General features: G+C 65.8%; 1 protein-coding gene. It reads left to right on the top strand.

Annotated elements, in window-relative coordinates:
- Positions 1-266: class I tRNA ligase family protein (locus SB719_RS20560; RefSeq protein ID WP_412159800.1), on the top strand; the 266-nt coding region annotated here is incomplete at both ends.

The raw sequence follows: 266 nt of genomic DNA, 5'->3' as shown, positions 1-266 counted from the left end.
ACCGCGGCCTCGATCGCTTCGACGCGCGCAAGGCCGTGCTCGCCGATCTCGAAGCCGGCGGTTTCCTGGTGGAAACGAAGCCGCACAAGCTGCAGGTCCCGCGCGGCGACCGCACCGGCCAGGTCATCGAGCCGTATCTGACCGACCAGTGGTTCGTCGCGATGGACGGCTTCGCCAAGCGCGGCATGGACCTGGTCGAGAGAGGCGAAGTGAAGTTCGTCCCGCCGAACTGGACCAGCACCTATCGCCACTGGATGGAGAACATC

Origin of the sequence: Pantoea sp. SIMBA_079, from assembly GCF_046940275.1 — a bacterium.
GTDB classification, from domain to species: Bacteria; Pseudomonadota; Gammaproteobacteria; order Enterobacterales; family Enterobacteriaceae; genus Pantoea; species Pantoea borealis.
The sequence above is the reverse complement of the archived record's forward strand: the minus strand, read 5'-3'. Positions and strand labels throughout refer to the sequence as shown.